24 protein-coding genes are annotated in these 23,007 nt (G+C 50.8%); 18 read left to right on the forward strand and 6 right to left on the reverse strand.

Going from position 1 to position 23,007, the window contains the following annotated elements; all coding sequences use genetic code 11:
* Nucleotides 1-3: 3 nt before the first annotated feature.
* Both DZK30_RS15210 and DZK30_RS15215 read right to left on the reverse strand, forming a co-directional pair.
* Complete coding sequence (locus tag DZK30_RS15210; protein ID WP_118974989.1) at nt 4-630, reverse strand: class I SAM-dependent methyltransferase; 627 nt, start codon at nt 628-630, stop codon at nt 4-6.
* A gap of 649 nt (nt 631-1,279) precedes the next feature.
* Complete coding sequence (locus DZK30_RS15215) at nt 1,280-1,744, reverse strand: SRPBCC family protein (protein WP_162903120.1); 465 nt, start codon at nt 1,742-1,744, stop codon at nt 1,280-1,282.
* Nucleotides 1,745-2,219: 475 nt separating this feature from the next.
* On the opposite strand from DZK30_RS15215, the gene DZK30_RS15220 reads away from it, so the two are divergent.
* The 7 genes from DZK30_RS15220 to DZK30_RS15250 all read left to right on the forward strand — a co-directional run bounded on the left by DZK30_RS15220 (nt 2,220) and on the right by DZK30_RS15250 (nt 6,314).
* Nucleotides 2,220-2,492 carry a hypothetical protein gene (locus DZK30_RS15220; protein WP_118974990.1) on the forward strand — a complete coding sequence of 91 codons (273 nt, stop codon included), beginning with the start codon at nt 2,220-2,222 and terminating at the stop codon, nt 2,490-2,492.
* Between the two features lie 22 nt (nt 2,493-2,514).
* Nucleotides 2,515-2,715 carry a hypothetical protein gene (locus DZK30_RS15225; RefSeq protein WP_118974991.1) on the forward strand — a complete coding sequence of 67 codons (201 nt, stop codon included), beginning with the start codon at nt 2,515-2,517 and terminating at the stop codon, nt 2,713-2,715.
* A 207-nt stretch (nt 2,716-2,922) separates the two neighbouring features.
* Nucleotides 2,923-3,849 (forward strand): hypothetical protein, encoded by a 927-nt coding sequence (locus DZK30_RS15230; protein WP_162903121.1) that lies wholly within the window; start codon nt 2,923-2,925, stop codon nt 3,847-3,849.
* A gap of 163 nt (nt 3,850-4,012) precedes the next feature.
* Nucleotides 4,013-4,510, forward strand: coding sequence for a DinB family protein (locus tag DZK30_RS15235; RefSeq protein WP_118974993.1), 498 nt, complete (start codon nt 4,013-4,015; stop codon nt 4,508-4,510).
* 63 nt (nt 4,511-4,573) lie between these two features.
* Nucleotides 4,574-5,203, forward strand: coding sequence for a GyrI-like domain-containing protein (locus tag DZK30_RS15240; RefSeq protein ID WP_118974994.1), 630 nt, complete (start codon nt 4,574-4,576; stop codon nt 5,201-5,203).
* A gap of 59 nt (nt 5,204-5,262) precedes the next feature.
* Nucleotides 5,263-5,700 carry a DUF6526 family protein gene (locus DZK30_RS15245; protein WP_118975260.1) on the forward strand — a complete coding sequence of 146 codons (438 nt, stop codon included), beginning with the start codon at nt 5,263-5,265 and terminating at the stop codon, nt 5,698-5,700.
* Nucleotides 5,701-5,792: 92 nt separating this feature from the next.
* Nucleotides 5,793-6,314, forward strand: a complete 522-nt coding sequence (locus DZK30_RS15250) for a DUF2911 domain-containing protein (protein ID WP_118974995.1) — start codon at nt 5,793-5,795, stop codon at nt 6,312-6,314.
* Between the two features lie 62 nt (nt 6,315-6,376).
* Here DZK30_RS15250 and DZK30_RS15255 read toward each other — a convergent pair whose 3' ends face one another.
* The 3 genes from DZK30_RS15255 to DZK30_RS15265 all read right to left on the reverse strand — a co-directional run bounded on the left by DZK30_RS15255 (nt 6,377) and on the right by DZK30_RS15265 (nt 11,294).
* Nucleotides 6,377-6,904, reverse strand: a complete 528-nt coding sequence (locus DZK30_RS15255; RefSeq protein WP_118974996.1) for an alpha-ketoglutarate-dependent dioxygenase AlkB — start codon at nt 6,902-6,904, stop codon at nt 6,377-6,379.
* A 206-nt stretch (nt 6,905-7,110) separates the two neighbouring features.
* Nucleotides 7,111-7,914 carry a CFI-box-CTERM domain-containing protein gene (locus DZK30_RS15260; RefSeq protein ID WP_162903122.1) on the reverse strand — a complete coding sequence of 268 codons (804 nt, stop codon included), beginning with the start codon at nt 7,912-7,914 and terminating at the stop codon, nt 7,111-7,113.
* Nucleotides 7,915-7,970: 56 nt separating this feature from the next.
* Nucleotides 7,971-11,294 carry a carboxypeptidase-like regulatory domain-containing protein gene (locus DZK30_RS15265; protein ID WP_118974998.1) on the reverse strand — a complete coding sequence of 1,108 codons (3,324 nt, stop codon included), beginning with the start codon at nt 11,292-11,294 and terminating at the stop codon, nt 7,971-7,973.
* A 217-nt stretch (nt 11,295-11,511) separates the two neighbouring features.
* On the opposite strand from DZK30_RS15265, the gene DZK30_RS15270 reads away from it, so the two are divergent.
* A complete protein-coding gene (locus tag DZK30_RS15270) occupies nt 11,512-13,914 on the forward strand; it encodes an outer membrane beta-barrel family protein (RefSeq protein ID WP_118974999.1) in 2,403 nt (800 codons plus the stop codon).
* Between the two features lie 15 nt (nt 13,915-13,929).
* Here DZK30_RS15270 and DZK30_RS15275 read toward each other — a convergent pair whose 3' ends face one another.
* The gene (locus DZK30_RS15275; RefSeq protein WP_118975000.1) at nt 13,930-15,369 is read right to left on the reverse strand and encodes an aminotransferase-like domain-containing protein; all 1,440 of its coding nucleotides are present in this window, start codon (nt 15,367-15,369) and stop codon (nt 13,930-13,932) included.
* A gap of 125 nt (nt 15,370-15,494) precedes the next feature.
* Here DZK30_RS15275 and DZK30_RS15280 point away from each other — a divergent pair, with 125 nt between their 5' ends.
* The 10 genes from DZK30_RS15280 to DZK30_RS15320 all read left to right on the forward strand — a co-directional run bounded on the left by DZK30_RS15280 (nt 15,495) and on the right by DZK30_RS15320 (nt 23,007).
* On the forward strand, nt 15,495-16,409 hold the full coding sequence (locus tag DZK30_RS15280; protein ID WP_118975001.1) for a DMT family transporter: 915 nt from the start codon (nt 15,495-15,497) through the stop codon (nt 16,407-16,409).
* The gene (locus DZK30_RS15285) at nt 16,406-16,855 is read left to right on the forward strand and encodes a DinB family protein (RefSeq protein WP_118975002.1); all 450 of its coding nucleotides are present in this window, start codon (nt 16,406-16,408) and stop codon (nt 16,853-16,855) included. Before DZK30_RS15280 ends, DZK30_RS15285 begins: the two co-directional genes overlap by 4 nt.
* Nucleotides 16,852-17,322 (forward strand): GNAT family N-acetyltransferase, encoded by a 471-nt coding sequence (locus tag DZK30_RS15290; RefSeq protein ID WP_118975003.1) that lies wholly within the window; start codon nt 16,852-16,854, stop codon nt 17,320-17,322. The genes DZK30_RS15285 and DZK30_RS15290 overlap by 4 nt, the downstream gene beginning before the upstream one ends.
* A 199-nt stretch (nt 17,323-17,521) precedes the next feature.
* Nucleotides 17,522-17,686, forward strand: a complete 165-nt coding sequence (locus DZK30_RS25875) for a hypothetical protein (protein WP_162903123.1) — start codon at nt 17,522-17,524, stop codon at nt 17,684-17,686.
* Between the two features lie 31 nt (nt 17,687-17,717).
* Complete coding sequence (locus DZK30_RS15295) at nt 17,718-18,248, forward strand: hypothetical protein (RefSeq protein WP_118975004.1); 531 nt, start codon at nt 17,718-17,720, stop codon at nt 18,246-18,248.
* A gap of 84 nt (nt 18,249-18,332) precedes the next feature.
* Entirely contained in the window at nt 18,333-18,560 is a 228-nt protein-coding gene (locus tag DZK30_RS15300; protein WP_118975005.1) for a hypothetical protein, read from the forward strand.
* A 49-nt stretch (nt 18,561-18,609) separates the two neighbouring features.
* The gene (locus DZK30_RS15305) at nt 18,610-19,947 is read left to right on the forward strand and encodes a two-component system sensor histidine kinase NtrB (protein WP_118975006.1); all 1,338 of its coding nucleotides are present in this window, start codon (nt 18,610-18,612) and stop codon (nt 19,945-19,947) included.
* 9 nt (nt 19,948-19,956) lie between these two features.
* Nucleotides 19,957-20,670, forward strand: coding sequence for a deoxyribonuclease V (gene nfi / locus DZK30_RS15310; protein WP_118975007.1), 714 nt, complete (start codon nt 19,957-19,959; stop codon nt 20,668-20,670).
* Between the two features lie 60 nt (nt 20,671-20,730).
* Nucleotides 20,731-21,780, forward strand: coding sequence for a DNA topoisomerase IB (locus DZK30_RS15315; RefSeq protein WP_118975008.1), 1,050 nt, complete (start codon nt 20,731-20,733; stop codon nt 21,778-21,780).
* 18 nt (nt 21,781-21,798) lie between these two features.
* A complete protein-coding gene (locus DZK30_RS15320) occupies nt 21,799-23,007 on the forward strand; it encodes an NAD(P)/FAD-dependent oxidoreductase (RefSeq protein ID WP_118975009.1) in 1,209 nt (402 codons plus the stop codon).

Below are 23,007 nucleotides of genomic sequence, written 5' to 3' on the forward strand. Positions count from 1 at the left end.
GGGTTACACTTTGCGGGCTACCAGGATCAGGTCCATAGTCCCCATCGGGCCGGGAGAAGATTGCTGCTGTGTATGAAGCAGCTCAAGCCCTGCGGCCTCAACAGCGGGAATAAGATCGGGCGCCTCGTAGTAATGCATATACACCTGCTTACCATTGGAAGAAGTGTATAGACCAGAACTGCTGTAAGGTCCTTCAATGGTGCTGAGGTAAAAGATACCTCCGGGCAACAACAAAACAGCCGCATCGGCTATCAGCTTCAATGCTTCGGCCCGATCGAGGTAAGGCAGCACGAAGCCACAGACGAGGCCATGATACCGGTCGTTGAGTCCGGCAATATCACGGCAGTCCATCTGCGCAAAGGTTGCTCCGGGATTGTTGCTCCGGGCCAGCTCCAGCATGGCGGGCGCGAGGTCGAGTCCCAGCAGCTGTAATTCGGGCCTCTGCTGCAGCAGGTAACGGGTAATGTTGCCGGGTCCGCAGGCGAGGTCGAGCACGGTTGCTTTGCCAGGAGGCAATGAACTACAAAACAGATCAAGTGTATTGCCGTAGAGGCTTTGATCCATATACTTATCCTGGTAGTTCCTGGCTTGTTCGTCAAATACCTGGACGGCTATTGTAGTCTTGTCCATAAAGAATGAATTTAGAATTAAAGAGATGTATCCATAAAAGCCGGGGATAGGCAGGTTAAGGAGTCGGGCTTGGGGGAGTCTATCCTTGTTGTCGCCCCGGCTTTGGATACGTTATTATCATACAGCGATAAGGCTCTTAGTCTTATCGCTTTTTTATAGCTGTTTACTGATAATTAATCTTTTACTCGTACTACCTAATGCATAATATGCAATACCCAACACTTGCTTCCTGATTCAATATCAAATACCAATACGCAAGGAAATAGTGAGCAATTGGCAGGTGGCAAATACCATTACCCAATAAAGTAGTTGGCAATTGGCAATTTTTAAACCTTAGATCCCAATCCCATACTCAATACTAAATACTTGATTTTTAATGCCCGATACTTGATACCTAATACTTAATACCTGATATTTAATACTTAATACCTGATACTTGATTCTTAACGCTTAGGTCAGTGCTGTTAACCTGCCTGGTTGGCAATCGGCAGTTGGCAATACTCAATACTCAATGGAATAGTTGGCAATTGGTAGTTGGCAAATCTTAAATCTCAATACTCAATACTCAATACCTAATACTTAATACTTAATAATCAATACTTAATACTCAATACTTAATACTCAATACTCAATACTTAATAACCCATAACTAAGCGCCGGCTTTTCTAGCAAACTTATCTGCGACGAGGTTGAGCTCGATACCATGTTCCAGGTAGGCCTTAAGTCCGTCCAGCACCGTAGTAAACCCACCGGTATTGTCGTTGATCGCCCGGATGAGCGCATCGCCTTCAAGCTGAAAGCCATAGCTCCGGATGGTCACATAAGTAGTATCGGCCGTCAGTGCTTCAAACATAAATTCGACCGTAAGCGGCGGCTCCTGCCATTCGATGACGATGAGGCTGTCGGGTATCAGCTCCCTTACATGTACTTCAGATAACACCCCATACATACGCCATTCCCAGGTCACTGTCTTTCCTTTTTCCAGCATACCACTGGCATGTGTAAACCAGAAGTGTGTTGTAATAGCAGGATCGGTAAATGCCCGGAAGACCATCGCAACGGGTTTCCGGATCAGCATTTGGGCTTCTACGCCCGTAAATGGTTGTGCAGACATCGTACTTCTTTTTTTGATCTATGGTAAAATGAGTGATTGTATCAGAAATCGACGCCAAATCGAGGATCAGGGTCTGTTGGCAACTATAAAAGTAAACCGTCATCGCCGACCGGACTATTGTGAATAAGATGATGCGATGGTTTTACCCATACGGCTACTTAAATAAAAATATGTGACTATCCGGATATAGGAAACAGGATACAATTTGCTTCTAAATAACGGTTGCTGAGCCTGTCGAAGCACCATCTTTGTCCTTTCGACAAGCTCAAGGACCGGCTTTGTTTCCTATATCCGGATAGTCAGATAAAAATAAATAAAATAAACCAATAATAGACTCCTGCGAGCAAATCGTCTTTAAAGCCGGGCTTGCGACGATGTGACACCGTAGGGTTGCCAGGCAATTTCTTTCCAAAAGGGAAATGTAAAATTCAGGAGTAAATGAATAGAACGCCTTATTTTTCCTTATTTTTAGGATATGATTCTTGAACTGTCGCTTTCTGCTCCGGAACACGCCCACCTGATCGAGGGCTATCATGATTTTTTCCAGGACAATCATATCTTTTCGACGGAATGGCCTTACCCGGCGCTTCCCGGGATCGGCCATTCTATAGACGAAGCCTATATCGTTGCCTTCCTGGCCGGGAAAGTGAATACGGATATGCTGCCGCATACCTGGACCATCGTGGATCTGAAATGGCACGTGGTGTCAGGATCTGTGCTGCCAAGACTTTATATAGTAGGAAAATAACTGACACAGCGCCTATCAACACATGGACCATCATGACGAACAACACCGTCGCTATAGAGATGAATGCGATGGAGCGGAAGATATCAAAGCAACCGTAGGACTGGCAAGATCGTTTGTTGAAAAAAAATTGATGACCCTGCCCGAAGCCCTTAAATATTTTAACCTGCCCCTTGCGGTCTACGAACAATATGCTCAAGAGGCCACAGGACAAGATAAAAGATAGCAATAGCAAGCCCAATACGCCCCGCATGATAATGCAGGCCTGCATTCCCGCCCGTTTTACAGAATAGCGATACCTTTGTATCCGTTTCCCCGCATAGCCGGGAACAAAAAAACCAAGCCAATAACCTGCAGCCGACCCGATCTGTACTGTCCGGAATGGAAACATAACATCATTCATTACAGCTATATCCGGTTTAATCCTCATTGCGTGCTACGTATCAACAAGATCATAGTATTTTCTCCTATACGACGTTTGAGCTGGCTTTGCTCAATGGTCTTCCTGCTTGTCTCCTGTGAAAGGCCGCCGGCATCGGATCCTTTGCGGGAAAAGAATAGCGCCGGCCTGGCAGCGATAAGCGCGCCATCGGCGATCGTGGCGCCCGAAGCCAAAGGGACCAGGCGTATTCTATTTGTGGGCAATAGCCATATCCGGTATTATATCAGCATACCCGATCTGTTTGCCAATCTTTGCCGTTTCAATAAAGTGGAGATCAAAGAGGAGCAGGTAGTAGAAATGGGCATTTCACTACTGGATATTTACAATGATCACAAAAAAAAGCTGGAGCAGGCCTGCAGTAAAAAGGATCCTGACGGTAATTATTTCGACTATGTGGTTCTTCAGGAACGGACCCCGGTGGTGACCAACAATGCGGCCGAATACAAAGCTTCGGTAAAGCGGTTGATGGCGCTGATACGGGCCAACAGTCCGGGCGCAGTATTCCTGGTGTATGAAATGGCGCCCTCCCGCGATTACGTTCGTAACCAGGACGAGTTCCGGAAACTCTACCAGAATATTCTTAAAGTAAACCGGGAAATCGTGGCAGAGCAAAGCAATACCAAGCTGTACAAGGTCGCAGAAGCCATTAATGCCGCTTATGCAGGTCAAAGTGGCTACCAGTACCTCGTTGGCGGAGAAGACCGCCTGCGCCGTGGGAACCTGACGCTGCACCTGCTTAACGACTCGGGCTTTATGGCCGCGGTACAGCTATACGCCTCATTATTTGACAGATTGCCGGCCATACCTTCGGAAATGCATTTTAACGATAATGAGCCCGGTAAGCTGCGGCTCTATGCGGTGAAAGACGCTGTATCCAATCCTGAAGCATTGTTGCAGATCGCCATGTCCTACCGCTGATCGCCTCTTTCGCAGTGACCAAATAAAGAGATTCAAGTTTTTTGAAAACTTGAATCTCTTTATTTATACCCAAAAAATATTTTCCCCTCCCAAAAGAAGACTGCCATACTGTTGTCAGTGACCGCCGCTTACTTTGTCTTAGCAAATCAAAAAAACACATCTTATGTCAATGATCCCCATGTTCCGGAAGGAACTCGAACAAGAATCTGTAGTGACCCACAAAATGCTGGAGCGCATTCCCGACGATAAATACGACTGGAAACCGCATCCCAAAAGCATGACCATCAGGCAACTCTCCACGCATATCGCCGAGTTGCCCACCTGGGTCACCATGGCGATCACCACCGATGGCCTCGACTTTGCCACAGCCCCTTATAACCCCCCGAAAATTGACAACACAAAGGAGCTGATGAACCTGTTTGAAGCTTCGCTGAAAGATGGCCTGTCTGAACTTAAGGAAGAAAACGAAGGCAAGCTGGGTGATCCCTGGACACTCCGCAATGGCGAAGAAGTGTATAGCACCACCAGCAAGGCCGAGACGATCCGCATGGCCCTGAACCAGATCACACACCACCGGGCACAGCTGGGCGTGTTCCTTCGCCTGCTCGATATTCCAATTCCCGGCAGCTATGGTCCAAGCGCCGACGAGATGAATTTCTGATTTTCTTACAGATACCGGAGCACAATGCCTGACAGGCCTTGTGCTCCGGCAATATTAACAGCGATGACCAAGATCGATTTTACCCGCCAGTACCGGAACTATTATACGGCCAAAGACCGACCCGAACTGATCCACATAGAACCGGCAATCTATTTGTCTGTTGAAGGCAAAGGCGATCCCGACGGCGCGCCTTTTGCCGAAAACATACAGGCTTTGTATAGCTTGGCTTATGCGATCAAGTTTGGCTACAAGGCACAGGGCGCCGACTTTGTAGTAGCCAGACTGGAAGGGCTTTGGTGGTTTGATGAAGAACGTTTCAGCGGGCAGCATATGGGCAGCGCACCGCAGCAGGTGCCACGCAGCGAATGGTCGTATCGCCTGCTGATACGCATGCCGGAAACCATAATAGCGGAGGTGCTGGAAGAAGCGAGGGAAAAAACCATGCAAAAGAAATCCCTGCCCGGCCTGGAAAAGGTATCGCTGTACCGCATGCATGAGGGTCAATGCGTACAGATGCTGCACAAAGGCCCTTTCGCCAACGAGCCGGAGTCGCTGCAGCAAATGCAGGCTTTTATGACCGATTACCAGCTGGCACGGAACGGGGTGCATCACGAGATCTATTTGTCCGACTTCAGGAAAACCAGCCCCGAAAAGCTTAGGACCATTCTACGGGAGCCGGTAAAACAAGCGTAGCTGGTCAACATCGGGGGCATCTGGTTTGTTTAGGTTGTATGATCTTAAAAGCAAAGGCTATGCAACCACAATCTTACAGCAACCATATCCGCTATTACGCCCCACATCATTTTGTCTTCTATCCACTGCTATTATTGCTGCTGCTGGCCTGCCTTTTTATGGGATGGCACGATCCTGCGCAACGCACCCTGTGGCTTGGTTTCGGCGTGCTGTTGGTATTGCTGGGCTGGCTATCCTTCATGATGCGCCAGCATTATGCGTTGAACAATCAGAACCGGATCGTAAGGCTGGAGATGCGTTTCCGGTATTTTACACTCACGGGCCAGCGCCTCGAGCCAATGGAACACCGCTTGTCCTTTGGCCAGATCGCCGCGCTCCGGTTTGCCGGCGACGAGGAATTGCCGGCCCTCATCGGCCGTACACTGGCCGAAGGTCTTTCCCCAGGGGCAATCAAGCGGGCTATTCAACATTGGGAGCCCGATTATATGCGTGTGTAAAACGCCCGTCAAAATAAGCTTTCCTTAACAGGACATGTCCGCAAACGCAGTTATCTTTACGGGACATTTAACCAGTTAAAAAACAAATAACTATGAGAAAGATCGCTGCTTTCTGTACACTTTTGATGACGGCTGCGGTGCTCCAGGCGCCTGCACAGGATATGAAGCATGAGCAATCGGCACCGAAAAGCCCCCGTGTAACCGCCAAAAACGACATTGCAGAAGTAAGCTACGGCCAGCCTTCTAAGCGTGGTCGTGAGATCTTTGGCAAACTTGTGCCTTATGGTGAAGTATGGCGCACCGGCGCCAATATGTCGACCGACATCACCTTCAATACCGATGTCCTGTTTGGTGGCGTTACAGTACCTAAAGGCACCTATTCGCTGTTCACTATCCCCGGCAAAGAGGTATGGACGGTGATCCTCAACGGACAGCCCGCCCAGAAAGGCGCTTTTGAATACGAAGCCAACAAAAGCAAGAATGTAACCGAGGTACGTGCCAAGGTGAACAAGCTGAGCAGCGTACAGGAGGCTTTCGTGATCGAAGCAGGAAAAGATGCGCTGACCTTTAAATGGGACAACGTATCGGTTTCGGTACCGATGAAGAAAAAGTAATAGCCGCCAATGGCAAACGAAGAGGCTTTCCCTACCGGAAGGCCTCTTTGTTTTAGGACAGGCTACGGCCTTATCCTGCGGAAGGTAAGGCTCATACGGCCACCGGCGGTATCGGCGGCGGGAATAGCATGCTGCCAGTGCTGCTGCACTTCTTGTGTCATATACAGTAAAGAACCTGCAGGCAAAGCAAAATCGCGGATATCCTCTTTATTATCTATGCTGCGGAAATGTAGTATCCTCGTTGTACCTAAGGAAACAATAGCAATCCCGGTGCCGTCTTCGAGTATATCTGTCTGATCGGCATGAAAGCCCATCCTTGAACGGCCATCGGGATAGTAATTGATCAGGCAGTTGTTGGCTTCAAAGCCTATGGCCGGCGCCAGGTCGCCCATTACCTTCAGTAAGGGTTCGGGTATCGCCCGGTAAGGATAAGCCATCTGGGAATAATTGTAGGCGCTGCCATAGCTGGCCGTTCTGCGGGCAGCCATGCTTTCGTCCCAAACGGCGTGCTGCTGCAGGTAGTCCAGCAATATGCCGGGCTCATTTACAAAACGTTCCCGGTAAAGTATGCCTTGAATATCAGGTTCCATGTTTTTTTGCTTAAAATCCCGACGTACGAAATATAGATCAAATTTACTCCGGCTGAGGTTGCTGAGCCTATCGAAGCACGGTTGCTAAGCCTGTCGAAGCACCATTGTATACTTGTCCTTTCGACATGCTTAAGGACCGGAAGGGTACTTTGTTTCTTGTATCGGGAGGAGGTATGCTTATTTTTTCAGGATACAGGTGCCGCTGCTTAATGCTTATCAAGCCGGCTCAGCAAGGGAGACAGCAGGTATTGCCGCACCCAGGCTTTGCGATGGGCGCTGCGCGCAATCCAGGCGGCCATAGGTGGTGACAGCAAGTAATAAGTTTTTATAAAAACCCTTCCAGTCACCGACCAGGACAACACCTCGTCCCGGTAACGGCGTAGCCGCACTACTTCCGGAGCATCCTCATCGCCATAGCAGGCTGTCGCCACAAAGCAGGCTTTCTTGGCCGCAATGTTCCGTTCTTTCATCAGGCGGTCGACATAGGCTTTCCCTTGCTGCAGGTTCCAGCCTGTAGCCGTCGTAACATATTTGATGGCCTGCAGCAATCCCTGGTTTTGCAATATGGTAGCGACAGCACCTGGATCGGGCCCATTCTCGTCAGCTGGTGTAGCGGCCTGGAACGACGCATTATGCGGCGTCGCGATACGGTCGACATATTCTTTCGACTCTTTCAGGCCCCAGCCATAAGTATCGTAGCAATATTTAACAGCGGCGAGCTTACCCTGTGTATTGACCATGCTCAGGACATAGGCATCATCGCCCCCCGATACCGCAGGCCGGCTTTGCGGCGTAGAAGCGGACCAATTGCCCGCCTCCTGCGAAAGCTTGCCCTGTCCGGGTTTAAACACATGACCGCAGGCATTGCACTTCAGTTCCATGTTATTGTTATCCACATTACCCGAAGGCATGGTCATAGCGCCGGCAGCGCTGCTGCTCAACCCTTCGAGGTACATGCTGAGATCGGGCGAGTAGCAATAGGGACAAATGATCTTTACAGGAGGATTCATAAACCGGCGTTTGATACCGCAAGATAACCATTAGCGACCATTCGGAGTTCGATAGTCTACCGGATGCGCTTCAGCACACTGAATTTCTGTATCTCAAATGCTTCGTCTTCTTTATCATTCGCATCGTCCTCGCTCAAGGGCTTCAGGGCAGGCTTTTCCAGCACGATCACCTTCTTCAGCAGCTTTTCACGTGGCCGCCCCCAGTTCTTGTACAGTTCCACATAAGCTTTGGCCTTAGACGAGGTTTTGGTCTGATCATCGTTATAGTATTCCAGCCAGGTCCTGTACACGCCTGAAGCGGCGTTTTCCTGCACAAACATTTCCGGTCCAAAGCCATTGGTGACATCTATAGTAAGCCGGCCACCCAGCTTGGTTTCCCGGTTGCGGTAAAAACATTCCTCTCCGGACGGATCCTTTACATGCAGGTCTATGTCCGTATTATCAATATTCCAGGATAAGATCACGACCACATCGGCTTCCGGCACAAACAGATCTTCTTTGACAAGATAGCTGCGCACCTGCTGCTGCTGTTGCCGGTAATACTGCTGTGCAGCTGGCGACAGCTTCTCAGGCTGCTTCAGCAGGCGGTCAAGCATACGGTAATGATACAGGGACGCGATCTCCCTGATACTGCCGTAATCCCTGTCCCAGTGGCAATGCGTGCAGATATAGTAATACACCAGCGCCAGATCGTTCTCTCCAGCACGTTCCAGGGCACGAGCCGCGATAAGATACGATAAGGCAAGCTCTTCCCGGGCCGAGATCAGGCGCCGGATCATGTAATAGGCCTGCACGCCCATATCCCAGTCGATGGCCTTCAGGCTCAGGTCCCGGAAAGCAACATAGTCGGCAGGATTGCGTTCGATCACTGAGCTCATCAACGTGAGCGCCGACATCCTTCCGTACAGGCGTTTCCGCTCCTCTGCCAGTGGCAGCAGGTTATCGTATTTGAGCCGCTCATTGCCCAGCATCTCCAGTTCATCATCGGTCTGGCTGCCGGCCGGCAAGGGCTTTTGCGTAGCAGTTCCATTGCCCGGGGAAAACACAGCCGGCGGAAGCTGACCGACATACTGAAGGAAGCTGGTATCTGTATCCATAGCAAGGCGTTTATGCTGTCGTAAACGGCCAAGCCAGGCCATAAAGTCTGCTTTGCCATTGCCCAGCGGCGGGCCATCAGCAAGTTGCCGCCATTTTTCAAGCAATGCCGCAACCAGGTGATGTTGGACATAAGCTTCAGATGCGTCATCGTCAATGTCGTAACGGTAATAATCCGACCGGCTTTCCAACATCAGGAAAGACATGGTTTCGCCCGGGATACGGAAATGCTGTGCATAGGCTTCCGTAGCATCTTTGACCGTTTCATCTGCCTGCACATAGGGGGCCAGGCTGGACAGCGCCAGCTGCCCATAGATACGGGCACTAAGCCCTGAGGCCAGCGGCTGGCCGGCAGCAAGCAGCAGCTCCCTGGTTTCCGTACCATTGCTTAGCTTCAGATAAATATCGCCGCCGGGTCTGCCCTTGCCCGCAAGGATCAGCTTTTGTCCATTGTACAATTGTGTAGGCTGTCCCGAGATCAGGAAATCGCGCACGCCTTCCACCCGAACCGCTTCAATATTCCAGGGCCGGTAACGGAATGACTTTGCCGTAAGCGCGGCCTCCTCTTCACCGGTAACGGTAAAGGCAAAGCCGTTCGTTCTTTTGCTCAGGGTATTCAACACTTCGGCATTGGTTCCGGGCAACCCGGTCTTATAGGTATGTATCCGGTCGCCCGGGTGAAGGACTGCCTGCAGGGCATTCAGATTACTCTCGCCCCAGTTGTAGTCGCCATCGCTCATCAGGAAAATATGCTTGGGCAGATTCTGCTTTATCCAGGATGGCGCCGATGCTTCTGCCAGGGCACTACCCAGGTCAGTAGCGCCCTCCAGGGCAAGTGTCTGTGCATAGTCGAGGAAGCGGTTCAGGTTATAGCTGTTGTTCCGTACAAAATGGGGTTCCCACCAATGCTTTTCGATATTGAAAGTTAGCACGGCAAATTCCTTTATGACGTCTCTGTTCTTTTCCAGCACCTCTTCGATCAGCTTCAGCCATACGTTGAACTTATCAGGATTGGCGCTTAGCGAAAGATCAAGCAGGAAGACCGCTTTCGAAGGCAAGTCGGCCTGGGCGATCTCGGGCAGATTGATCCGGTAGCTGCCGCCAAAATATCCCTGCACACTGTCGTAGAGCATCAGAGGATCGACCTGCGGATAGGTTACGGTGTATGCCTTTTCCTTCGGATCTTCCACCATAAACTGGATACGGTCTCCTCTTTTAACCGTGACTACTACAGGACTGATCTCAGGTTGCAGGGAGCCGCCGGCAGCAATATCCATCGCCACACGCAGCTTGCCCGTCCCGGGTAGTGCCAGCTCGTACGAACGAAAGTCGAGCGCTTCGGTCATGTTAAGGTCGTAGCCGATCACGATACGATGCATTTTGCCTTTCGCGAGCGGGAACACGCGGCAGCTGAACATATCAGCGCCCGCCCACTCCATCAGCGCCGGATCAATGCGGGCGCCCACAGTCTCTTCATAGGCCCTGGCCGCCTTTTGCCTGGAAACGATCCGGGCTTCTTTCATATGTTGCCAAACACGGCTGGTATCTTTGCCCAGCTCATCGGGCGACAGGTGAAAGCCTTGCTTCAGGTAATCCACATAGGCCACCCCGGGCAAGTCATCGGTATTGGTCAGCACCGTTTCGCCAAAGGCAAAGTAATAGGGTGTAGCCCCTGTGGGCAGCTTGAGCTTGAACACGCCCTCTATGCCATTTTTAAGATCATTATAGAAAAAACAATCCAGGAGCACGCGAACCCGGAAACCATCCACTTTTACGGCCACCTGGGCCGCCTTCAAAGGCAAGTACTCCTCATCGCCGGTCTCGAGCCGGATCGCATTCTCCGGCAGACCAGACCGTTTCCACGTTGTTCCTTTACCTTTCCTGTCCCGGGTTATCTGTGATGCGGAAGACATAGACGCAGCCCCTGTCATTTGCCGCCTGCTTACGACCCTGCCCGTCACTACAACCTCTTCCAGATCCAGGCTCGATTGCTGCAGGGTTATATGTACTTCAGACCGGGCCGCGCTTACCAATAGCTCAAACCTTTGGAAGCCGATAGCATCGATCTCCAGCCGTACACTATCCCGGGCAACGTCCAGCTCAAATTTGCCATCCAGATCCGTGACCGCGCCATCAGGCAAGCCTCCCTTTATACGCACAGTGGCTCCCGGTATCCCTTCTCCCTTTTCATCAACAACTGTCCCATGAAGCTGCCGTAGCTGTGCCTGAGCAGCCAGAGGAAACAGCAGCATGAATAGCACCAAACTAAAAGCATATCTGGTCATAGGAAATATGGTTTAGGTTACCATCAATGTACGGCGATATCCCGGAATAAGAAAGGTTTAACGATAAAGCGCAAATCATCACAACAATGTCATATATCTGCTTTCCGGTTAACATTTTCATTTTTTGTCCAAACCATTTTACAAGGCCCTTCCCGGTTTGAGCCGATACCCTTACATTTGCAGCCTCCCCCTTTTACCTGTTACAAACCCTATTGAAATGCACCCTTTGAAATGGCTCCTTTGCCGGGCATTGCCTTTGCTGCTATGCTATACCACCAATGCCCAACAGGTATTAAGCGGTAAAGTGAGCGACAAAAAAGGAGCGCTCGCCTTTGCCACTGTACTACTGCACGATGGCAGGGACAGCTCCCTGTTATTGCCACCTGTATTTACCGACAGTAACGGCGTTTTCTCGCTCAGCCTCCCCGATCCCCAACCCTCCTGCTTTATAGAGATCAGCTTACTGGGATACAAACCCTTTTTCAAGTCTGTACCGGCCAGCGGCCCGATAAGCACACCGATGCAGGTCGTGCTGGAATCCGACGGCGCCTTGCTTGAAGATGTGGTGATCAGTGGAAAAAAAGCGTTGATCGAGCGCAAACCCGATCGTACCATATTCAATGCCGAGCAGAGCATCGGCGCTGTAGGAAGCGATGTATACGAACTGCTGAAAAAGACACCCGGCGTCCAGGTCAGCAGCGACGGGATAAAGATCGTGGGCAAAAGCACGGTCAATGTAATGGTCAACGACAGGCCCGTACAGCTCACGAACGAAGAGCTGGAATCGATGCTGCGCAGCATGCCCTCAGGCGATGTGTCGCGCATAGAAGTGATTACCGCACCGCCCGCCAAGTACGACGCCGAAGGCAATTCGGGCATCATCAATATCGTCACCAAGAAGAAAAGGGCCAACGGCTTCAACAGCACGCTTACCGGCACCTACGAGCAACGTACCCGGCCTGCCTTTGAGGCAGAAGGTCTTTTCAATTACAGGCAGGGCAGGCTAAACGCTTATGCAACGCTTAGTGGCGCCAGGAACCGCTATGTCTCCCAACAGCAAACCAATACTTTTTATCCCGGGCAGGAGCAGGCCCTGATGCTTAACCAGGATAACCGCCCGGCTTACACCTACTCCCAGGCGGGCATAGACTACGATGTCAGGGACAACATGACACTGGGCGTACAATATACCCATGGAACGCTGGATGCCAAAAGGGACGAGCAGATCCGTATCAACGTATGGCAACGCCCGGGCCAGCAGCTGGATTCTACCATGAACACCGATGCCTTTGCAACCGAGAAGGCGGTGAGGAATGTGATCAACCTCAACTACGACTGGAAGCTCGATAGCAGTGGCCACCGGCTGACGCTCAATGCCGAATATTTTGAACGGCGAAGCGATAAGACAAGAAATTTCACGACCGGCAATTTCTTTACGGATGGCACCGCCACCGGGACCAGCAGCGACAACCATACCGGTGGCATGCAGCGGACACGCATCACCAATGTACGGGCCGACCTCGAATGGCCCACAAAGCTTGCTACCTTTTCTACCGGCGCCAAAGTCACTTTTATCCGGAATAACAGCGATAATAGGTTTGAATACCTGGAGAGACCGGTATATGTCACAGATCCGGGCAAGACCAACAGCTTCGATTACCAGGAAAACACCCAGGCCCTGTATGCCAGCGCACAGCGCTCCTGGGGCAAGTGGCATATGCAGGCAGGCCTCCGGGCGGAATATACGCAGACCCAAGGCTTTTCGCAAACCATCAACCAAACCAATACCAATGATTACCTGAAGTTTTTCCCCTCGGCTTATCTACAGTACCAGCCCAATGAAACGCATAGCTGGAACATTAACTATACCCGCCGTATTAACCGGCCGTCATTCTGGAGCATGAACCCTTTCCGGGTCTATAGCACCGCTACTGCTTACGAGCAGGGCAACCCCTTCCTGCAGCCCTCTTTCAGCAATAATATTGAGCTGGGCTATACCTATAAGTCCATGTTGACGATAAGCGCATTCTTCCAGAAAGTGGACGCCTTTGCCACCAGGGTATCTGCTATCGACACCATCAACAGCACGTTCTTTTTCTTCCAGGCCAATGCCGGTAACGAGATCCAATTTGGTTTCAACGCGAGCCTTACCTTCAATCCCCTGCCCTTCTGGGAAACCTCAACGCAGTTCTTCGGCGTCTACAACCGTTTTCATACCACTTATTATAATACCGGCCAGCCCGGATCGGGCCGGCCAGCCTTCTCGCTGGAAACCGACCATACCTTTACCCTGAACCGGTCAAAGACGCTAATGGCGCAAATACATGGGAATTATTACGGGAAAGCGCAGGACGATGTTGACATCCAATCGGCCGGCGGATCCTTTGATATCGGGATGAAAGTGTTGCTGTTCCGGAAAAAGATCACGGTATCGGCCTATGTATCGGATCTCTTCCGAACCGATATTGTCGCATTTGTCAATGCCTATAACGGCACCTACCAGCACCGTTATTTCGATAGCCGCAGCCTGCGCATAGCGCTGAGCTGGAAGTTTGGCAACAACGATCTGAAAGCCCGGAAAGAACGGAAAGCAAACGAAGACACACGCCGCGCCGGCTGATGCAACCACTATGCCCTATACCAGCATACTCCTGATCAGGTTGCCCAGGACCTTTAGGGCATTGTCCAATTGCTCGTTCCAGGGCATACCATAGCTGATCCGCATACAATTGTCAAACTGTTTTTTCAGGGTGAACATGCGCCCCGGCGCTATGCTGATCTTCTTCTTCATGGCGCGCTCGTATAGCTCCATCGTATCGATACGCTTGTCGAGCTCAACCCACAACACAAACCCGCCCTGCGGCCGGCTGACCTTGGTCCCTTCGGGAAAATAGTCGGAGATCGCCCGGATATACTGCAGGAAATTGGTGTGCAGGGTTTGTCGTAGCCGGCGCAAATGGCTTTCGTAGCGCCCGTTCTCCAGGAAATCGGCGATCACCTCCTGGGTTAGCGTCGTAGGCGAAATGGAATGGACCTGCTTCATCCTGATCACTTCGTTCTTGAATTGACCGGGTGCTACCCATCCCACGCGATAGCCCGGCGCCAGCGTTTTGGATACCGAGCCGCACCAGAGCACAAGGCCACTTTCATCGTAGGTCTTGCAGCATTTGGGTCTGCTATCACCGAAATAGACATCGCCATAGAGGTCGTCTTCGATCAGGGGTACATTGTAATGTTGCAGCAGCGCCACCACGGCTTTCTTGTGCTCATCGGGCATACAACTGCCCAACGGATTATTGAAATTGCTCACCAGCAGGCACAGCTTGATCTTATTTGTTGCCAGCGCCTTCTTCAGAGCGTCGATCTCGATGCCGGTCTTCGCGTTGGTAGGCAGTTCCAATACGTTCAGGCCAAGGCTCTCGGCCAAGCGTACAATACCAAAGTACACGGGACTCTCCACCGCAATCGTATCGCCCCATTTGGCAAGGGTCATCATGCAGAAAGAGATGGCATTCATGCAGCCCGCAGTGGCAATAATATCCTGCTCGCCCAGGTTGCCGCCCCAGTTATACGACCAGCGTGCAATATCTCTACGCAGTTTTTCGTTACCTTGGATCGGCTCGTAAGCGGTACCACTGCCGGGCAGGGTTCTTATTGCCTGTACCACGCCTTTGTTCAGCTTGGCGATAGGCAGCAGCTCATCGGCCGGAACGCTAAGGGAGAACAGTGTAATATCATTGCTGCCGATAGTGCGGAACACCTTATCCACAATATCGCGCGGGTTATGCTCTCCCGGCTGGCTGGGCTGGCTTGTACCGGGAATCGCCGGCTGCCGGTGCGGACAATAGGATACATAATAACCCGATTGCGGCCGCGACTCGATCAGCGAACGGCTTTCCAATTCCAGGTAAGCCTGCTGGGCTGTGCTCATGCTGACGCCGTGCTGACGACATATCATACGGATGGAAGGCAGCTTATCTCCTATTTTCAGCAACCCTTCCTGGATCTGCTGCTCAATACCCCGCGCAATGCGCAGGTACAGCAAATCTTTCGAATTTTTTAAAAGCGTTTTCATAGTATCAATACCCAAACTGTACTGGTCAAAATTAACAAAATTGTATCTGTATTGGAAAATAAATTTCCCACACCTTTGTGTGGCATTTCGAAAAAGACCGGTACCGGTCATCACATCTCTGAAACATGAATCAATCAAAGGCTTACCTGGCGCTACTTGTGATCTGTATCGTCTGGGGCACTACCTACCTTGCCATGCTCATTGGCGTTGCCAGCTTCCCGGCATTTTTATTTTCCGGGCTGCGGCATACGATAGCCGCCACTATACTGTGGCTGTCTATGCCATTGCTGAAGAAGAAGATCTCACTCAACGCACGCGACATCATGAAACAAGTTATCCCGGGCGTATTAATGCTGGCGCTGGGTAACGGAACCATAGGCTGGGCCGAGAAATATATTCCCAGCGGCCTGGCCGCGCTCATTGTATCGGTAATGCCCGTCTACGTGGTCCTCATCAATTTCGTGACCGGCAGAGGCAAAGGAACACTTAATGGCAAAATCATACTTGGTCTTCTTCTTGGTTGCGCCGGTATTGTTCTGATTTTTAAAGATAACCTCGGCGACTTGCTCGATACGCGTTACCTCATGGGCGTACTGGTCTGCTTTGCCGCCTCACTCAGCTGGGCCGCAGGCACCGTGTACATGAAGCATAGCGGCGCTACTACCGATTCGTACGTCAATACAGCGATACAGTTGAGCAGCGGCGGACTGGCACTGCTGATCAGCTCGCCCTTTCTCGACGATCTGGGGCAGCTGCAGCATATCGAGCCCGAAAGCTTGTGGGCACTGGCGTATCTCATCGTGTTCGGCTCGATCCTTTCGTTCCTCTGCTACATATACGCGATCAAGAATCTGCCGGTAGGACTGGTTTCTATCTACGCCTATATCAACCCATTTATCGCCGTATCGCTGGGCTTCCTGCTTAAAGATGAACGCGTCACCTGGATCACAGTAATCGCCTTCGCGACCACGCTTGGCGGTGTATTCTGGATCAACAGGGGCTATAAAGTCAACAATCAACTTAAACCTGTTTCCAAATGACAGCAGAACAATATACCTGGCTGTTCCGCCAGGGCATCGATAAAGTAAAGGCCGAGTTGACCGCTTATCCGGATGAAGAAAGCCTGTGGATCAAGGCCAAAGCGATCAACAATTCCACCGGCCACCTGGCACAGCACCTGGTAGGCAATCTCAGGCTGTTCGTAGGTAAAACTATGGGCGAAGTGCCTTATGTGCGCGAGCGCGACCGGGAATTCAACGAACGGCAGTTTGACCGGGATCAGTTGCTGCACATGCTGGAAGAAACGGCAACTATTATAGTGCATGCGCTCCAGGGAAAAGACGAAGCATTCTTTGCCCAGGCCTTCCCGGAGACAGTAGTAACAATCAAGGAGGGACAAACCTTTGGTTTCATGCTCCATTATCTCTATGCGCATCTCAACTATCACCTGGGACAGATCAATTATCACAGGAGGCTTTTATCATGACAGGAACAACAGACATTACGATACAATCCTACCGGAAAGAATACCAGCCTTATTTTGAGCGGCTGAACATAGCCTGGCTGGAAGCATACTTCAAGGTCGAGCCGATAGATGCTTATGTACTGGGAAACCCCGAAGAGGCCATACTGAATGAGGGTGGCGCTATCCTTTTTGCGGCCATTGATCAACAGATCATCGGCACTGTAGCCCTAAAGTATATGGAACCCGGCGTTTACGAGCTCACCAAAATGGCTGTCGACGAGTCGTTCAGGGGGAACGGCGCCGGAAAAATACTCTGCGCCGCTGCCATAGATAAAGGCAGGGAACTGGGCGCCCATAAGATCATCCTGTATTCGCAAACAGGTTTGAAAGCAGCCATAGGCATTTACCGTCAGCTGGGCTTTACAGAGCTTCCCCTTGAACCCGGTAAATATGAAAGAGCAGATATCAAGATGCAATTGCTCTTGTAGTAACGATCATGAACATTAGATATGATGCACCGCCTGCAAGCGGTGCATTTTTTATACAACTGCAAACCTGGTAGCTGGTGTCCACATAGGCAACTTAATACCTTGCCATTTGTTAAACAGTCAGATAGGGATATTGTATTACCAGGATACAGAGCGTTATTTATGAAAATGTCTTCAACCATTTTTAAAATAAAGGGTTATGGAAACAGAACAGCTGAAGCAGGAAATTAAAGATAAAGAGTTGCGGCTAAGCCAGCTAAGAAGTATGGATACGCACCAGCTACACAAGGAAGACCGTGAATTGATCGGTCAGCTGGAACAGGAAATCAAGGAGTTGAAAACGAGGCTTCACGAAACGGATTAAGCGTTTTGTATGACATTAAAAACGGTAAAAGATGGCAAAAGAAATCGGAAAAGATAAAGCTGGCGATGAACAGGAAAATTCTTTAAATAAGAAAAGCCCCGACACACAAGCTAAGGTAGATGACCCGCATAGAGATATTACCGGAACACCCTCGCAGCATGAAGACCTGGCGTCGGAGACAGCGCCCAATAATGAAGCAGATGAAGTAAGTGCGCAGCAACAAGCAGCCAATAGGAAGGGACACGCTACAGATGAAGAGAGGGAACAAGATAAAGATCCGGCAAGTGAAGCAAAGGAATCCGGCGACGCAGACAAACAGGACGAGGCAACTGAACAGCAAGAGACCCGGCCGGAAAAGCCTTCGGACCAGGAGCATAGCGAGGATCCCCACCGGGGTACTGCAGAAACACCCTCACAGCACAAAGGTCTTGAGCCGGGCGGCGAACGGAATAATGATGCAGAAGCCTATGGCAAAGATGCTGCCCGACCCGACGTACCGGACGATAAAAAGAATGCAGAAGAAGACCAGAACATCGGGGGCAAAAAGGATGGGTTGTCCTGATCGCTCTCTGAAATGCCGGTCTTGCCGGCTTTTTTTTGCCCTTAATTTTATAAGATTAATATTCACCTTTAAAAATGATATGATATGAAAGCGACGAACCTGTTTTTTCCGGCCCTCTTATTGATGACAGTATTCTTTACGGCCTGTGCCGGCAACCCGGAAAACAATAATGCCCGCAGTGTTAATGTCGACAGCAGTAATGTACATGGCGCCGCACCTGTGCAATACGGCGCCGATGATCCTGCCGATACCACACCAAAGCTGGAAGCCAGTGACGATACCGGCCGCAGGGCGAATACCGAACAACGTTAAGCCTCCTGATTTGCCCGTAATACGTTAAACGCCATATAAACACCACCAGATGAAGGACAAACCGGTGATCAGGATCAGCGATGCAAGCAACAACCAATTACTGCAGCTAAAAAACTGGCTGAACGAAGACTATACGATCAGCACCGACACTGCCGAAAGTGCCAACCTATCGATATCGTATACAACAGAGCTCACTTCAGGCATCCATACACCTTTTATCCGTTTTGAGTCGGTAAATACAGGAGATCTCCGGTCGACCTCATTATCTTATCAGCTTCCGGCACATCACGTTACCCCTTCTATCATCAAAGTGATCGTGGGCCTGCTGCTGCATTCCGGTAAAGAAGCGCTGGACAGTAAGAACTACCGGATGGCCTTCGACAGGGCCCATGACCTGATCCTGCTGGCCGACTGCGAACACAATATCCTTCGCGCCAATCAGTCGGCGATAGACATACTCGGCTTCAGCGAAGCGGAATTGAAAGGCATGAACCTGGCCTCGCTGTTTTATTCCGCAGCGGCGGGCGAGGATTTCATCAGCAATATCTGCGAGAAAGGACGCATCGTGCATTGGGATTACCGGCTCAGGACCAAAACGGGCTTGCCTGTCGATGTAATGATGAGCGCCGATATGATGAATGAAGAGGACAAAATATTCCTGTGCATCGCCCAGAATATTTCGGTACATAAGGAAGCAGGAAGACAACGTAAGCAGGAAGAGCACCTGGTGATCATGGGCAAAATGGCCCAGATGATCGCCCACGAGGTACGCAACCCGCTGAATAATATCCTGCTTGCCGTAAGCCAGCTAAAAACAGATCCGAAACCTCCGCCGGAAGCGGAAAAAATGTTCCTGGACATCATCGACCGGAATTGCCTGCGCATTAATGCACTCGTAACCGAAATGCTGGAGCCCAGCCGCCTCCTGGATATGGAGCTGGAACCCGTTTCTCTGCGTACTATCGTCGAAGAAGCGCTTTACCTCAATGAGGATCGCATAGGCCTGCAGGGGATCAAGGTAACGCTCGACCTGCAGCAAGATAGGCCGCTAATGATAGATAAAGAGAAAATGATCATTTGCGTTTCTAATATCCTGGTCAATGCTACCGAGGCAATAGACGGCGATAAGGGCAGGATCACAATCAAAACCCGTCAACATGGTGATCGGATATTGCTGTGCATAACCGACAACGGCAAGGGCATGACAGAAAATGAAAAGAATAATATCTTCAACCCTTATTTCACGACAAAACCAAGGGGAACTGGTATGGGTATGGCAGCAACACAGCAGATCGTCAGGGCACACAACGGAACGATCGAAGTCATCAGCGAAAAAGGCAAAGGCTCTGAGATCATCCTTTCCCTGCCCCTACCACAGCAACAATAAAATTATCTTATGGATCTATCGGCATACGATACGCTCGACATCCCCTCGGCCAGGGCCGTACAGGAAACGCTGAGGAAGAATATTACCCTGATGCCCATGCAACAGGAGATCCATACCATCGCCGGCGCCGATATATCCCTTAACCGCTTCAGCGAAGTCATCTATGCCGGACTGGTCGTACTGCGCTACCACGATTTACAGCCGATCGCGTATTCACTGGTTAAAGGCATTACCCGTTTTCCCTATGTGCCGGGTTTCCTGGCCTTCCGCGAAGTGCCGGCATTGATGCGGGCCCTGGAGCAGATGCCATTGAAGCCCGATGCGATCATGGTAGACGGCCACGGTATCGCGCATCCCCGCCGTATGGGCATTGCGGCACACCTTGGCTCATTGGCCGGACTTCCCACTCTGGGTTGTGCCAAGAAAAAGCTGTTCGGAAAATATACCGAGCCGGAAAATACAAAGGGGGCACATGAGCCGTTGAAAGATAAGGAAGAGACTATCGGCTATGCCTTACGTACCAAAAATCGCGTAAAAGAAGTATTTATTTCACCGGGCAATATGATGAGCCTTGAAGACAGCCTGCGTATTGCCATGCATTGTACCGGCAGCTATCGCCTGCCGGAGCCTACACGCCGGGCGCATGAATATGTCAACCTGCTGCGTACCGGTCAGATCCCGGAAGGCTACCATGAGCTACCACAAGAGACGCCGCTCTTTTAAGCCGTACCACTTCAACCTTAAGCATCAGAAAATGTTATCCTCTCAAGAAATGCAGAGCGGATGACGATTATCCCAATAATAGCCCCTAAAGAGATGGCGAGGGCCATGCAGCTACGCTACGTAAGCCCCGAGCAGAAAGGCTACCGGCGCAGTAAAAGAGGAAATACTTTTATTTACCTGGACCAGGAGAACAAGCAGATCACAGATCCCGAGATCATCGCGCATATCCGGGGCCTGGTATTGCCTCCGGCCTGGGTCGATGTATGGATATGCCCTTTTCCCAATGGCCATTTACAGGCCACAGGTATCGATGCCCGCGGACGAAAGCAGTACCGTTATCACTCCCGGTGGTCCAAGCTCCGTAACGAGCGTAAGTTTGACCGTCTTCTGGCTTTTGGCAAAATGCTTCCGAAGCTACGCAGGCAGCTGAGCAAGGACATCAGGCGCCGGCAGCTTATTCGTGAAAAAGTAGCTGCCATAGCACTCGGCGTCATGAACGAGACTTTCATCAGGGCAGGCAATGCCGCTTACGAAAAGGAATATGGCTCCTACGGATTAACGACACTTAAGAATAAGCATGTGTCGATATCCGGGTGTCAGGCTTTTTTCCGGTTCAAAGGAAAAAAGGGTGTACTGCAGCAGGTTGCTTTAAAAGACGCGTCCCTGGCCCGTTTGCTGAAAAATGTACGGGAATTGCCCGGACAGGAACTGTTCCAATACTACGATGATGAAGGTGAATTGCATAAGCTGGAGTCGGGCGATATTAACGACTACCTGAAAGCGCATATGGCCGAAGATTTCAGCTGCAAGGACTTCCGCACCTGGGCCGGCTGTATTGTTGCACTGCAGCTAATGGCCGATCTTACCGATTTTAACTGTGATACCGATTGCCGGAAAAACATTATTGCCGTTGTAGACGGCGTGGCCGCACGCCTGGGCAATACCCGCACCATTAGCCGGAAGTATTATATCCATCCACTGCTGTTACAATCCTATGAAGAACGTAAGCTGGATGACCTTTTGCTAAAGCTGCAAAAGATCAAAGACCCGAAGGCACTAAACACGGCCACAGAAAAAGCGTTGCTTGCGTTTTTAAAAACATTGTCATAACCTAACTTGTCTTCCGCTATGGACCTGTATGCCGGCTTTCCTTTCTGGCTGATCAAAAATCCCTTGTACAACTACGTCAACGAGGTAAAAGACCGTATGCATACTGATGTAGCGATCATTGGCTCCGGCATTACAGGCGCCCTGGTGGCACACGAACTGTGTGCCAGCGGTATCTCCTGTGCTATTTTTGACAAGCGTGCAGTGAGTACAGGAAGCTCGGCAGCCAGCACCGCGCAACTGCAATATGAGATCGATGTACCCCTGTTCAAGCTGCTTGAGAAGATACCAGAGAAACCGGCCGTAATCGCTTATCGCGCCAGCTTGCAGTCCATCAGCGATATCGAGCAGGTATTCCGGAAAGCAAAAATTGATGCGGAATTCCAGCGCCGGTCCAGCCTTTTCCTGGCCAGCGACAAAAAGGGCTGCAAAGAGATCAAAAAGGAATTCCTTACCCGGAAGAAATACGGGCTTCCCGTCAACCTGCTGGAACACGAAGAGCTACAGCAAACCTACGGGATCAACCGCCTGGGCGCCTTGTGGAATGAAGAGGCCGCCCAGATGGATGCCTATCGCTCGGCTATACTCCTGCTACAATACAACCAAAGGAGGCATGACCTCCGGCTTTATCCTTATACCAGAATCGCGAAGCATGAGGCCGTACGCAACGGCTATGTGCTGCATACAGACGATGGCAAGCAGATCAGCTGCCATTACCTTATCGTAGCCGCTGGCTATGAAGCAGGTCAATTCCTGCCCCGTAAAGTGATGGATCTCTCAAGCACCTATGCCCTGGTCACCGAACCCTTACGTCCTGACCAGCTGTGGCACGATGAAAGCCTTATCTGGGAAACGGCCCTCCCCTACTTTTACCTTCGGGTTACAGCCGACCACCGGATCATGATGGGAGGCGAAGACGTACCCTTCAGGAACGAGCGGCTCCGCGATGCGCTACTATCCCGGAAGACAAAACGGCTCCTGGAAAAGTTTGCCGGCCTGTTTCCACACATACCGGTACATTGCGATATGACCTGGTGCGGCACGTTCAGCAGCACCAAAGACGGGCTGCCTTATATAGGTGCCTACCCGGGCAGCCCTAACCTGTTCTTTGCCCTGGGCTATGGGGGCAATGGCATAACCTTTAGTATGATCGCCGCGCAAATGATCCGCAATAAGCTCAAAGGCGTTAAAGATGAGCGGGAAAGTGTTTTCGGCTTCGACAGGAAATAA

Source organism: Taibaiella koreensis, from assembly GCF_003545715.1.
In the GTDB taxonomy this organism is placed as follows: Bacteria; Bacteroidota; Bacteroidia; order Chitinophagales; family Chitinophagaceae; genus Taibaiella; species Taibaiella koreensis.